Raw genomic sequence first — 12,650 nt, 5'->3', positions numbered from 1 at the left:
ATCAAAAACTGCCCCTTAATTGCCCGATAACCATACAATGAAGGGATTTGCCCCAGCGTCAAGACGTCAGACTTCACAATAGCGGCCAATTCCGCAGGCCTTGCTTTTCTGCAGTTAGGAATTAGGGGCTGGCTCTAGGTCATTGCGGAAACGAATGCACGCAATGCAATATAGTATCCCCATCAGATGATGGATAAACCCTACCCCTCGTCCCCATAAATCGAAACGCTTTGTTCGCCGTCGCTGGTCGCGCGGGCGCGGTACATTCCGGGGGTGTTGAAGCTGTAGCCGGCCTGCCCCCATGGTGTTGCATAGATTACACCGCCGGTTCCGCCCAGTTCGCCCAGTTCCGCGATTACGTCATCGGCGATTTTTTGCACGTCCGCCTGTGAAAGGCCCGCTTCGCCTTCCATGTCACTGACGCGCACCTTTATCCGTGTGCAGATTTCATGGGCAACGGCCAGCCGGATGAAATATTCCCCCGACCCGGTGGCGGAGATCGCGCAGCTTCGGTTGTCGGCATAGGTGCCTGCGCCAATCACCGGGCTGTCGCCAATCCGGCCCCATCTTTTTCCGGTCATCCCGCCGGTCGATGTGCCAGCCGCCATATTGCCCTTGCTGTCCATCGCCACCGCGCCAACCGTGCCGAATTTATAATCGACATCTTTGGCGCTGACCTTTTCGGCCAGCAAATCCTCTATCTGTTTCAACCGGTATGGAGTCGCGAAATAATCCGGATCAACCTGTTCCAACCCCTGTTCGCGGCTAAACTGGTCCGCCCCTTTGCCGGACAGCATGACATGCGGGCTGTTGTCCTTGACCGCGCGGGCAAGCAATATCGGGTTCTTTGTCGCGGTGACACCTGCAACCGCTCCGGCGGACAGATCGCTGCCGTCCATGATGCTGCTGTCCAGCTCATTCGTCTTGTCCCACGTGAAGACAGCGCCTTTGCCAGCGTTGAAATTATGGTTATCTTCCAGAAAGGTGATGACGGCAACAATCGCATCGGTGGCTGTGCCGCCGTCTTTCAGGACTTTTGATCCGGCTTCCAGTGCTGCGGACAGGGCCGCGCGTATTTCGGTATCCTGCTGCGGCGTGATGGCGGTGCGTTCGATGGTTCCCGCTCCGCCATGGATGGCGATTGACCAGCGTGGATTTTCTGATGGCGCGCTCTCTGCCCGGGCGATAGAAGCCGGTGCGCAAAGCAGGGCGGCTAGACCGGTTAAACGCATCAAAAAACGGAACATTGCAATTCTCTCCCACTTCGCGCTTACCTTTTGGGGGCGAAGGGCATATATGTCGAGCAAGAGAGCCCTTCTGACAAGAGCAAATTATGACTGCCAATAGCCCTTCCCTTCGCCCGTGGCGCGATATTGACCGCCGCAAAAGCCGCCAGATCATGGTCGGTGACGTGCCGGTCGGGGGCGATGCGCCGATCACGGTGCAGACGATGACCAACACGCTGACCAGCGATGCCAAGGCGACAATCGACCAGATCCGCCGCTGTGAAGAGGCGGGCGTCGATATTATCCGCGTGTCCTGTCCCGATGTGGAAAGCACCGCGGCGCTCAAGCAAATTGTCCGCGCCAGTAACGTGCCCATCGTCGCGGATATCCATTTCCATTATAAACGCGGCATAGAAGCGGCAGAAGCAGGTGCGGCCTGCCTGCGCATCAATCCGGGTAATATTGGCAGCGCTCAGCGGGTCAAGGAAGTCGTTGACGCCGCCAAGGCCAATGGCTGCGCTATCCGCATCGGGGTGAATGCCGGTAGCCTAGAAAAGGACCTGCTCGAAAAATATGGAGAGCCTTGTCCGGAGGCGTTGGTCGAAAGCGCGCTCGACCATATCAAGATTTTGCAGGACCATGATTTTCACGAATATAAGGTAGCGGTGAAGGCGTCTGACGTTTTCCTTGCCGTTGCGGCCTATGCACAGCTTGCCGAGACAGTGGATTGCCCGCTGCACCTCGGCATTACAGAGGCGGGCGGTTTGATTGGCGGAACGGTCAAAAGCTCCATCGGCATGGGCAATTTGCTGTGGTCGGGAATTGGCGACACGATCCGCGTCAGCCTGTCCGCCGAGCCGGAAGAAGAAGTGCGTGTCGGCTATGAAATGCTAAAGGCATTGGGCTTGCGGACGCGGGGCGTTCGCGTGGTAAGCTGCCCCAGCTGCGCGCGTCAGGGCTTTGACGTTATCCGCACGGTGCAGACACTGGAAGAGCGGCTGCAACATATTCGCACGCCGCTGTCGCTTTCCGTCCTTGGCTGCGTCGTCAACGGGCCGGGCGAAGCGCGCGAAACCGACATCGGCATCACCGGCGGCGGCGCGGGCAAGCACATGGTTTACCTGTCCGGCGTCACCGACCACCATGTCTCCGACAGCGATATGGTCGATCATATCGTCAAGCTGGTGGAAGACAAAGCCGCCGAAATCGAGGCAGCAACAGAAGCCGCCGCACAGCAGGTGGAAGCGGCGGAATAGTTTTTCATCCCCTACTCTTTCGTCATCCTGAACCTGTATCAGGACCCAAATAAGCCATGTCAGGATGAATAAATTATAATGAAAAAGCGGGGATCGCGTGTTTTAATCTATGTGCTGGGCATTCTTGGGCTGATAATATTGGCGCTCGCCTTCATGCCGCTGAAACTCGCGGTAAGCATGGCGGGGCTTGAGTATTCGCGGTTTTCCGCGCGGGATATTACCGGCACGATCTGGAACGGGCGGATCGAGCAGGCGCACATGGGGCCGTTTGCGCTGGGTGACCTGAATGCGAGCGTCCGGTTCTTTCCCCTGCTCACCGGCAACATCACGATGGATCTGGATCGTCCGGCATCTGCGGGAGACAGCGGTTTGAGCGCGGCCATTGGCAAACAGGGCGGCGACATGATGGTCGAAAATGCCACCACCGTCCTTGGCGTAGGGCAAGCGCTTGCCCCCCTGCCCGTCACCAATATCACGCTGGATGATTTCAGCACCCTGTTCTCGCGCGGCCGCTGCCAGTCGGCAAGTGGCAGGGTGCGGCTCTCGCTCGACGCCAATATTCCGGGGCTGGATCTGAAACAGGGCTTGCTCGGCAATGCCAAATGCGATGACGGCTTGCTCGTCCTGCCGCTCACCAGCGGGTCGGGTATGGAAGAATTAACCCTGAAAATTGAAGGCAATGGCTTTTATACTGCACGATTGTTCCTAAATGGGAATGAACGCGCCTGGACATTGCTGCTCCCGACAATGGGTTTTCAGCAATTACCGGGCGGCTATGCCATTACGGTGTCGGGTCAGTTGGAACAAATGAGGTAGCTATGAGCAAATCGGTGAAATTTTCCATTCTTGACCTGTCGCAAGTGCCGGAAGGATCGGATGTAAGGACCGCGCTCGATCGCTCCCTCGACCTGGCGCAGCATGCGGAGGCGCTGGGCTATGAACGTTTCTGGATGGCCGAACATCACGGCATGGTCGGCATTGCCAGCGCAGCAACAGCGGTGGCGCTGGCCCATATCGGCGGCGGCACGAAAACCATCCGGATCGGCGCAGGCGGGATCATGTTGCCGAACCACGCGCCGCTGGTAATTGCCGAGCAGTTCGGCACTCTGGAAGCGCTGTTCCCCGGCCGTGTTGACCTGGGGCTGGGCCGCGCGCCCGGATCGGACCAGATTGTTGCACAGGCGCTGCGGCGCAATCTGAACACGGACGCCAATGAATTTCCGCGCGATGTTCTGGAGCTGCAAGCCTATCTGTCCGGGGACGAGCGGCTGCGCATTCAGGCAACGCCCGGCGCTGGATCAAACGTCCCGCTCTATATCCTCGGCAGCAGCCTGTTCGGGGCGCAGCTTGCCGCCGCTCTCGGCCTGCCTTATGCCTTTGCCTCGCATTTCGCTCCGCAGGCGCTGGATGAGGCGCTCGCCATTTACCGCCGCGAGTTCAAACCGTCGGAGCATCTGGCGGAGCCTTATGTGATCTGCGGCTATAATATATTTGCCGCCGACAGCGATGCCGAAGCAGAGCGTCTTGCATCCTCGATGATGCAGAGCTTTGTCGCTCTACGCACCGGCAATCCCGGAAAATTGCCACCACCGATAGAAGGCTATCGCGAAAGCCTTCCGCCCGCAGCGCAAGGGATGCTGGCGCAAACCCTGCAAGCCAGCGCGATTGGCACCAAGAATACCGTTCGCAGCAGTGTAGAGGCGTTTCTGGAGCGCACGCAGGCGGATGAGCTGATAATCTCCTGCTCTATCTTCGACCATGAAGCGCGGTTGAAATCCTACACGCTTGCTGCCGAAGTACGGGATTCGCTCTCCGCCTGATGCCTGCCCGGCTTAAAAAGCCGAGAACGGTTTGTCCTTGTCCACGCGCACATCCTGCGGCAGGCCAAGCACGCGTTCGGCGATGATATTTTTCAAAATCTCGTCCGTTCCGCCTGCGATACGAAGCCCCGGCGCCCACAGGAAACTTTCCTGGAATATCGCGTTCGCCGCCGCTTCGTCCTTGTCGGAAATAATCCCGTAATGGCCCTGCATTTCAATCGCGCTGTTGCAAATGTCCTGCAAATGGTTGGCAGTGATAACCTTGCCGATGGAATTTTCCGGCCCCGGCGTTTCGCCTTTCGACAAAGCCGTCTGGGTGCGGAACTTGGTCAGCTTATATCCTTGCGCCGCGACATACCAGTCGGCCAGCTTGGCCCGGAACACCGGATCGCTCATCGTCCCGGCTGAACGCGCATAGTCCATGATTTCCTGCCAGTCCGGCCCCGGAGAACCACCCACGGCAAGCCGCTCGTTCATCAAGGTCACCAGCGCCACTTTCCATCCCATGCCGGGCTCACCCAGCCGGTCGCTGTCGGGAATACGCACATCGGTGAAATAGACTTCGTTAAATTCGCTGCCACCAGAAGCCTGATGGATCGGGCGAACCTCGACCCCTTGCTGCTTCATATCGACAATGAACATGGTCAAGCCCTTGTGCTTGGGCACATCGGGATCGGTCCGCGCCAGCACGATGCCGAAATCCGCATAATGCGCGCCGGAGGTCCAGACTTTCTGCCCGTTCAGCACCCAATCATCGCCATCTTTGACCGCTTTTGTTTTCAGGCCCGCGACATCCGATCCGGCTGCGGGTTCAGAGAAAAGCTGGCACCAGATTTCTTCGCCATAAAGCGCCTTCTGGACATAGCGTTTCTTGTGCTCGTCCGAACCAAAGGCAATCACGGTCGGAACACACATGCCCAGACCGATGGTGAAGGGCGCAATCGGGGCGTCGAATTTGCCCTCTTCCTGGTTCCAGATAACCTGCTGCATCGGCGTACCGCCGCGCCCGCCAATTTCCTTGGGCCATGTAATCTGGGCGAACTGGTTTTCCGCCTTGATTTTCTGCCACTTCTTGGCCTGCTCCAGATAATCTTCGCGGCGTCCGGAACGCAGCGATGCCTGGTTTTTGGGTTTCAGATGCTTGCTCAAAAAAGCATGGGCTTCGGCCCTGAATGCAGCTTCTTCTGGTGAGTCTTTAAAATCCATTTTTTAATCCTCGTAAATCTTTTGCTTATGCGGCGTTTTTGGCTTCCAGCGCGGAAACAAGCTTTTCTTTCCACACCGCCGGACTTCCCGCCTGCACCGCCAGTAATTTCGCGCGGCGATAATAAAGGTGGCAATCCACTTCCCACGTAAAGCCCATGCCGCCGTGCGTTTGAATATTTTCCTTGCTGGCGAACCAGAATGCTTCCGATGCGGCAACCCGCGCAGCCGCGGCGGCTTCGGGTAATTCCGCTGCATTGGTGGACAATGCCCATGCGCCATAATAGGCGTTGGAGCGCGCCACTTCGTTTTTCACATACATGTCGGCCAGCTTGTGCTTGATCGCCTGATAACCGCCAATCGGTCTGCCAAATGCCTGACGTTCCTTGGCATATTCGGTGGCCATTTCCAAAGAGCGTGTCGCGCCGCCAATCTGTTCAAAGGCAATCAGTACAGCCGCGCGGTCCATCACCTGCTCCAACAGGGCCATGCCGTTTCCGGTTTCCTGTCCCAATCGCGTTGCCGATGCTCCGTCAAAGACGATTTTGGCATGGCTGCGTGTAGGTTCCAGCGTCTTGAGCGACGTGCGCGAGACTCCGTCCTGCTCCAGCTCCACGATATAAAGGCCTGTCCCGCTGCCCTCTTTGGCCAGAACAACGGCATGAGTAGCAATATCGCCGTCTGTCACCGGCACTTTTGTTCCCGACAATTTGCCGACATTGAAGGCAGTCTGCAAAGAGGTTGCCGACAAAGCGCCCGGCCCCTCGGTAGTGGCTATACATCCGATAATCGTGCCATCGGCCACTTTGGGTAGCAATTCCGCTTTCTGCTGCTCGGTCCCGGCCAGCTTGACCGCTTCTGCAAAGAAATAGGCCGATGATCCGAATGGCACAGGCGCAAGCACCCGGCCCAGTTCCTCAGCAATGACGCAAAGTTCCAGCATGCCAAGGCCAAGCCCGCCAAATTCCTCTGGAATCGCGGCCCCAAGCCAGCCCATTTCGACAATTTTCTGCCAGACTTCTTCATTATGGGTCATCGCATCGTCATCGAGTACGGCGCGGACATGCGCGCTTGTGCATTGCGCGCTCAAAAATTTGCGCGCTTCATCACGCAGGAATTTCTGATCTTCAGAGAAATCAAAGTTCAATCTACCAGCTCCTAAACCTGTTTTGTTTATGCGCTTCATCACCAGCAAAAGCCTGAGGCGAATCATTCGTTATAATCAGGACCAGAATAGGCCCGATTGATGTTAATCAGTCAATTAAATTCTGACCCGGCAAAATTGTCTCTTTCCTACATATAACCATATAGGTTATTTGTTGTTCAATTTCTAAAGGGAAGGGTTATTATGACGAATATCGACAGATTGATTGATGATGTAATCGCGGTGGAGGGGGATTATTCCAACCACCCGGCTGATCGCGGCGGCCCGACGCGTTGGGGCGTTACGGAAACCGTGGCGCGCAGCCATGGCTATGCCGGTTCCATGCGGCATTTCCCCTATGACGAGGCGGTGGCGATTTATAAGCGCACTTACTGGCTGCGCCCCGGATTTGATAAAATTTCGCTCCATGCGCCCGAATTGGCCGCCGAATTGTTCGACACCGGCATCAATATGGGGCCAGCGACCGCCACCGGCTTTCTGCAACGCGCCCTCAACGCGCTAAATCGCAATGGTCAGGATTTCCCCGATATAAAGCTGGACCGCAAAATCGGCCCGCAAACTATCGGCGCTTTGCAACAATTCCTGAAAAAGCGCGGCGCGAACGGGGAGCGCGTCATCCTCAAAGCCGTCGAGGCGTTGCAGGGGGAACGTTATATCAGTCTGGCCGAGAGCCGCCCCGCCAACGAGGCATTTCTCTATGGCTGGCTCGCGCATCGCATCGGGTGAAATGGCTTTGGCAAACATATTATTCGACCAGGCAAGCGAACATCAATGGTGCGTCAGTGGTTAGCCAGTGGAGCGTTTGTCGAACCATGGACCAAAATCAGGCGCAGCATCATTTTCACACCGAAAAATGGAAAATGGCAGAAATAAAGGCTTCCTTGGTGTGAAGTTAGTGAAGTTTGGCAAATCTTACATTCTTGAATCTCATAGAAAAGGACTCTTATCATGTCTTTATTATCCACCCTTATCGGACCTGTTTCACAGATTATCGACAAGGTCATTCCCGACAAAGAGGCGCGCGACCGGGCCAAGCTGGAACTTTTGAAAATGGAAGGCAGCCACGAACTGGAACAGGTCCGTGTCCAGATGTCCGCCATATTGGCCGAGGCGCAATCCGCCGACCCGTGGACCAGCCGCGCCCGGCCCAGTTTTCTTTACGTCATGTATCTGCTCTTGCTCTGGGCGATCCCGATGGGTCTTATAGCCGCGATCCGGCCAGAAGCGGCCCGCGATATTGCGACCGGAATGAACGCTTATCTGGCCGGAATTCCCGAACCTTTATATGCTCTGTTTGGCACGGGATACCTTGGATATACGGTCACGCGGCAGTGGGGAAAGATTCGCGGAGTGGAGAAATAGACGCAAAATAGGGTGACCGGTTAACTATTTTACCCGTTATGTTAACCATTATAATGCTCTGTAGCCCTATGATTTTCAATATTTTTATCATTTGGTAGAATTACACTTGCCATGGATATGCCGTTGCGGATAGAGATGCAGGTCTAGTTCATTCCAAAGGGGATATTTAATGTCTAACGAAACAAGCCTTCGCAATATGCTGGCAGTAGCCGGCCTTGCACTTGCAATTCCTGCTCTTTCAGCATGTGCTGAATCCGCTGACGAAGCAACAGAAGCTGCTGATACTGCAGAAGACGCTGCTGTTGAAGCTGAAGCTGCTGCTGATACCGCTACCGACGCTGCTCTTGACGCAACGGGCGAAGCTGCTGGTGAAGCCGCTGACGCTGCTGGCGAAGCTGCTGAAGCCGCTGGTGAAGCCGCTGAAGCTGCTGGCGAAGCTGCTACAGACGCTGCTGAAGAAGTTGCAGAATAAGCCTAGCTTATTTCGTATTAATACATGCAAGGAATGCTTTTGGCCCTCACGGGCCATATAGCTATTTGGGGCGTCCTGCCAGTATCCAAAGCGATACCGGCGGACGCCCTTTCCTTTTGATACGTTCCCGCCATTACCGGCTTGCTATGCCCGGTTTGATTGCGGAACCATCTAAAGGATCGCTGAAAGACGCGGCTCAGGGTGACTATAACAGGCGTACAGCCCCGACCCTTGCGCTTTCGCGGCAAGGATCAGGACCAGCTAGCCCAAGGGCCTGAAATCAGCCTGAAATCAGCCTGAAATCAGGAAGCGGCAGCTAATGATGCCGCCATCAATTCCTTGTCCTTGTTGGTAGGATTACCACGCAGACACAGCCCGCCATTGACCTGCAAATTCTCGCCGGTCATGAAACATTCGTCACTGGCCAAGAATACAGCCGCTGCGGCAATATCCTCGCTCGTGCCAATCCGGCCCAGCGGATAACGTGCCTCAAAAGCCTCAAGCAGCCCCGGCACCTGCTCGACACCTGCGGTCATAGGCGTGCGGGTAAGCCCTGGCGAAATACTATTGGCGCGGATACCCTGCTCGCCAAATTCATGTGCGACACAGCGAATGATATGATCGGTTGCCGCCTTGCTACCCATATAAGCGGCGTGATCGTTGAGCATGATCGTTGCCGTCGCAGAGCTGATCTGGATGAGAGAACCGCCCTTGTTACCCGCCTTTGTCATCGCCCGGATCATCGCCTGGTAAAACTGGAAAGGACCGACAAATTGAAGCGCCGAAATCATCTCAAGCTCTTCCCTGGTATTTTCCAGAAAGGGCTTCAAAAAGCCAAGGCCGGTAGCGTTGACCGCAATATCAACACTGCCCATTTTGCTGAGCGCCGTTTCGCCAAGCGCGTTAATATCATCCTCTTTCGTCAGGTCGCAGAGCGCATAATGCCCCTCAATTTCTTCTGAAAAACGCTTCAGCTCATCTTCTTTCCGCCCAGCAACCAGAACGTCCGCACCTTCGTCCCGAAAGCGCTTCGCCATGACCTGTCCCATATTTCCAGCACCCGCTGCGCCCAATATAATAGCTTTTTTACCTTCAAGACGTCCCATAATTTCTCTCCTCGATTGCTGGATATTTCCGTCACACTAAATGATCGACCAAACTAGATGATCCGTGGATACGGGCCACTGTCAATATGAGTATTCCCTCGCCCACTCTGTTCAAAAGAACCCTGCGCAGTCCCATAAAAAAAGGGCCGGGAACAGCTTGCACTGCCCCGGCCCACCATGATTAACGGGAGAGTCAATCAAAACTTGAAGCTGGCTTCCACAAACACCTGACGACCACGGTTTTGCGTGACTGAAAAGTCATCGCCTACCGGCAGTCCCAGTCCTGGCCCGGCCAGGAACGGGCGGCCCCCACTGGTATTCGTCCAGATTTCATCAGTCAGGTTCACACCGACAAGCGCCAATTTCCACTTTCCTTCGGGATGCCCAATGGAAACTGCACCATCAATGGTCACATAGCTGTCCTGTTTATAATCTGTCAGCGTCGATTGGTTTGTGAAGTAAGAGCTCGAATATTGCAGGTTACCGTTCAGACCGAATTCCATATTATCACTGAAAGGCATAGTCCAATCGAACGCGATATTGCCGGCAAACTCAGGTGCTCGCGCTGCTCTGCGACCGTCCAGATCGGTCTCGTCACCGCTATCCGGAATACCGTCGGGATCCAATGTAATAAACTGCTTCGAGAATTTGGCATCCGTATAGGCCAGCGCACCAGACAGGTTCAGCCCCTCTATGGGCGTGAACCAAGCCCAATCAATATCAATACCTTTGGTTGTGAGCTGACTGGCGTTGTACGTTAGATACTGAACTTTCGTTGCATCGAAATTCTGCACCTGAAGATCGTCGAACACATAATAGAAGCCCGAGATGTTAAAGGTAACAGACCGGTTTGCAAACTGGCTCTTCACACCGATTTCACCGCCCATGCCGGTTTCTGAATCAAAGCGGATAGAATCGGCAACTGCCTGACGAACTGCCGGATCGGGATCGTTAAAGCCCAGCAGACTGTTCGATGGCAAGGCGCTATTGTCTACACCACCCGATTTGAAACCTGTCTTGAACGCACCGTATATATTGATATCCGGTGTCGCTTGATAGCGAATGGACACTTCGGGTGAGAAATTGTTATCGCTAAAGTTGATTGGTCCGGAAAAGAAACCGCTGTCAATAAACGCGGGGGTCGCTGAAAGGAACGAGTGAACGTAAGGGACTGTAATCCGGCTTACTTTCGTTTCATCTGTCCAACGTAGACCACCGGAAAGCTGTAACTGGTCGGTCAGGTCCAGCGTTGTACTCGCAAATACGGAAAATGCTTCGGTTTTGGTTTTTTGCTTCTTGTAATAGTCAAAAGTATTTCCGGTCACAGGATCTGGTGCAATAAGCGAAATATTTACCGCCTGCTGCGATGTACCCAAATCGATCTCGCGGCTTTCGTAGAATGCGCCGACCATGAAATTGAACATGCCATCAAAATTACTTGTCAGGCGTACTTCCTGGGTAAATTGTTCGGTCTGGTTGCGTGGGTCACTTTGCCCAGCAGCCAACGCAGCGCCCGGAAAGTTGACTGCATCAAGTGCCGGTGCAATTGCGGATAGCGGCAAACCAGCCGGATTGAAGGCAAGACCGACACCGCCATAGCTATAGCTGTCAAAGTCAACTGAATCGAGGTTCAGATAACCGGATACGGAGGACAGTGTGAGAGTATCTGATAAATCCAGATCCCATTTCAAACGACCAAAGAAAATATCGGTTTCGCCAAATGGTTTGCCTGGATAACGGCCATCTGCACCGGCACTTCCGTCAGGAAACTTCCCTACGAGCGCAGGGTTTGGATCAACCTGCGTAGCATAGGTATCATCATTGATGTTACAGCTTGCTACGGTTGGAATAGCAACTGCCCCTTGCAGCAATACAACTTCATCGGGACGACCATTGGCACCGCAATGAATGTCCTGATGGGCTGTCGCGCCATCATTCTTGTTTTTGACATAATTCAGCTTCAGATTGGCGTTGAAATTGTCAGCGGGGTCCCACTGCAATGTCGCACGACCGACAAATTCACTCAGGCCGCGCTCCCGGTTAATGGCCGGCGTGCCTGGCTCCAATTTCACATACTCGTCAATGTCGGTATAGCGCGCAGCCAATCGGACACCTAATGTGTCACTCATTGGACCGGAAATATAACCGCCAAAAACTTTCCCTTTTTCTTCAAATTCGTAGGATGCCTTACCTCCCATTTCCCAATCCTGCGTAGGATTGGCAGACCGGATGGAAAACACGCCAGCCGAAGCACTTTTACCAAAGAAGAGGGACTGCGGGCCTTTCAGTACATCGATCTGCTCGACATCAAAGAAGCCGGCCTGCACGATACGCATCGTGCTAACCTGAACACCGTCAAAATCGAAAGCGACAGCGGAGTCAAAGGCAGCCGAAAGGTTCGAAGACCCAACACCGCGCAGTGAAATCTGTCCGCCGGAGCCGGAACCACCAATGGCTACGTTCAACGACGGGACACGACTGACTACATCAGCAATCTCATCAACCTGAAACTTCTCCAGAGTCTCGCCACCAATGGCAGAGACAGTGACCGGTACTTCCTGCAATGTTTCTTGCTGCTTACGGGCCGTCACAGTAATAACGCTATAACCGGTGTCTTGTTCGTAACCGCTATCTTCCTGCACTGCATCCTGCGCATATGCAGGTACAGCAAATCCCGCAAAGACCAGACTGGCAGCTGAACCTAGCAGCAATGCCCGTGCGGTCACATTATTATGGCGTGTATTTTCTTTCGTCATCGCTTCCTCCCTTATTGACCCAGTTACGTATCCGGGCCGTGTTGCAATTGTTTATTGTGCCTGCTGGCGAATTATGAATTGGCTTCGCGTTGCAGATTATGGGAGCATATTAAACGTGACTTTTGCGGGGCTCTGCTACCCAATTTGATAGCAAATCGTCACAGGTGTGATATTCATACCACATTATCCTCGATGATAGCTGAAATTACGCTACGAAAACTAATGATTTTAATGGTTGTCATATGGTTCGTAATTGCAACTTATGCTATTAACCAGACGGTTAT

11 protein-coding genes are annotated in these 12,650 nt (G+C 54.4%); 6 read left to right on the top strand and 5 right to left on the bottom strand.

The genetic code is table 11. The features are described 5' to 3' along the window. Positions 1–200: 200 nt before the first annotated feature. A complete protein-coding gene (locus VIN76_RS04990; protein ID WP_332040719.1) occupies positions 201–1,247 on the bottom strand; it encodes an isoaspartyl peptidase/L-asparaginase in 1,047 nt (348 codons plus the stop codon). A gap of 86 nt (positions 1,248–1,333) precedes the next feature. Between VIN76_RS04990 and ispG the strand changes: the two genes are divergently transcribed. The 3 genes from ispG (at position 1,334) to VIN76_RS04975 (ending at position 4,302) form a co-directional block, all read left to right on the top strand. Then, positions 1,334–2,482 (top strand): flavodoxin-dependent (E)-4-hydroxy-3-methylbut-2-enyl-diphosphate synthase, encoded by a 1,149-nt coding sequence (gene ispG / locus VIN76_RS04985; protein ID WP_332040718.1) that lies wholly within the window; start codon positions 1,334–1,336, stop codon positions 2,480–2,482. 78 nt (positions 2,483–2,560) lie between these two features. Then, entirely contained in the window at positions 2,561–3,298 is a 738-nt protein-coding gene (gene gspN, locus VIN76_RS04980) for a type II secretion system protein N (protein WP_332040717.1), read from the top strand. Between the two features lie 2 nt (positions 3,299–3,300). After that, on the top strand, positions 3,301–4,302 hold the full coding sequence (locus VIN76_RS04975) for an LLM class flavin-dependent oxidoreductase (RefSeq protein ID WP_332040716.1): 1,002 nt from the start codon (positions 3,301–3,303) through the stop codon (positions 4,300–4,302). A 12-nt stretch (positions 4,303–4,314) separates the two neighbouring features. On the opposite strand, the gene VIN76_RS04970 is transcribed toward VIN76_RS04975, so the two are convergent. Both VIN76_RS04970 and VIN76_RS04965 read right to left on the bottom strand, forming a co-directional pair. After that, positions 4,315–5,508: an acyl-CoA dehydrogenase family protein gene (locus VIN76_RS04970; RefSeq protein WP_332040715.1), complete on the bottom strand. Its 1,194-nt coding sequence runs from the start codon at positions 5,506–5,508 to the stop codon at positions 4,315–4,317. Positions 5,509–5,533: 25 nt separating this feature from the next. Beyond that, a complete protein-coding gene (locus VIN76_RS04965) occupies positions 5,534–6,652 on the bottom strand; it encodes an acyl-CoA dehydrogenase family protein (RefSeq protein WP_332040714.1) in 1,119 nt (372 codons plus the stop codon). A 201-nt stretch (positions 6,653–6,853) separates the two neighbouring features. On the opposite strand from VIN76_RS04965, the gene VIN76_RS04960 reads away from it, so the two are divergent. From VIN76_RS04960 to VIN76_RS04950, 3 genes are all read left to right on the top strand, one after another. Beyond that, on the top strand, positions 6,854–7,396 hold the full coding sequence (locus tag VIN76_RS04960; protein ID WP_332040713.1) for a glycoside hydrolase family 108 protein: 543 nt from the start codon (positions 6,854–6,856) through the stop codon (positions 7,394–7,396). 222 nt (positions 7,397–7,618) lie between these two features. After that, complete coding sequence (locus VIN76_RS04955) at positions 7,619–8,032, top strand: holin family protein (RefSeq protein WP_332040712.1); 414 nt, start codon at positions 7,619–7,621, stop codon at positions 8,030–8,032. Between the two features lie 169 nt (positions 8,033–8,201). Beyond that, entirely contained in the window at positions 8,202–8,504 is a 303-nt protein-coding gene (locus VIN76_RS04950; RefSeq protein ID WP_332040711.1) for a hypothetical protein, read from the top strand. Between the two features lie 302 nt (positions 8,505–8,806). On the opposite strand, the gene VIN76_RS04945 is transcribed toward VIN76_RS04950, so the two are convergent. Further along, the gene (locus VIN76_RS04945) at positions 8,807–9,610 is read right to left on the bottom strand and encodes an SDR family oxidoreductase (RefSeq protein ID WP_332040710.1); all 804 of its coding nucleotides are present in this window, start codon (positions 9,608–9,610) and stop codon (positions 8,807–8,809) included. A 197-nt stretch (positions 9,611–9,807) separates the two neighbouring features. After that, positions 9,808–12,366, bottom strand: a complete 2,559-nt coding sequence (locus VIN76_RS04940; protein ID WP_332040709.1) for a TonB-dependent receptor — start codon at positions 12,364–12,366, stop codon at positions 9,808–9,810. Between the last annotated feature and the right edge of the window lie 284 nt (positions 12,367–12,650).

Source organism: Parasphingorhabdus sp. (assembly GCF_036568145.1).
GTDB lineage: Bacteria > Pseudomonadota > Alphaproteobacteria > Sphingomonadales > Sphingomonadaceae > Parasphingorhabdus.
Note: the sequence above shows the minus strand (reverse complement) of the source record. Positions and strands in the feature narration are given on the sequence as shown.

What these genes read in the sequence shown, in the direction of transcription:
- VIN76_RS04990 (WP_332040719.1), bottom strand. Translation starts at nt 1,247, where the DNA reads ATGTTCCGTTTTTTGATGCGTTTAACCGGTCTAGCCGCCCTGCTTTGC.
- ispG (WP_332040718.1), top strand. Translation starts at nt 1,334, where the DNA reads ATGACTGCCAATAGCCCTTCCCTTCGCCCGTGGCGCGATATTGACCGC.
- gspN (WP_332040717.1), top strand. Translation starts at nt 2,561, where the DNA reads ATGAAAAAGCGGGGATCGCGTGTTTTAATCTATGTGCTGGGCATTCTT.
- VIN76_RS04975 (WP_332040716.1), top strand. Translation starts at nt 3,301, where the DNA reads ATGAGCAAATCGGTGAAATTTTCCATTCTTGACCTGTCGCAAGTGCCG.
- VIN76_RS04970 (WP_332040715.1), bottom strand. Translation starts at nt 5,508, where the DNA reads ATGGATTTTAAAGACTCACCAGAAGAAGCTGCATTCAGGGCCGAAGCC.
- VIN76_RS04960 (WP_332040713.1), top strand. Translation starts at nt 6,854, where the DNA reads ATGACGAATATCGACAGATTGATTGATGATGTAATCGCGGTGGAGGGG.
- VIN76_RS04955 (WP_332040712.1), top strand. Translation starts at nt 7,619, where the DNA reads ATGTCTTTATTATCCACCCTTATCGGACCTGTTTCACAGATTATCGAC.
- VIN76_RS04950 (WP_332040711.1), top strand. Translation starts at nt 8,202, where the DNA reads ATGTCTAACGAAACAAGCCTTCGCAATATGCTGGCAGTAGCCGGCCTT.
- VIN76_RS04945 (WP_332040710.1), bottom strand. Translation starts at nt 9,610, where the DNA reads ATGGGACGTCTTGAAGGTAAAAAAGCTATTATATTGGGCGCAGCGGGT.
- VIN76_RS04940 (WP_332040709.1), bottom strand. Translation starts at nt 12,366, where the DNA reads ATGACGAAAGAAAATACACGCCATAATAATGTGACCGCACGGGCATTG.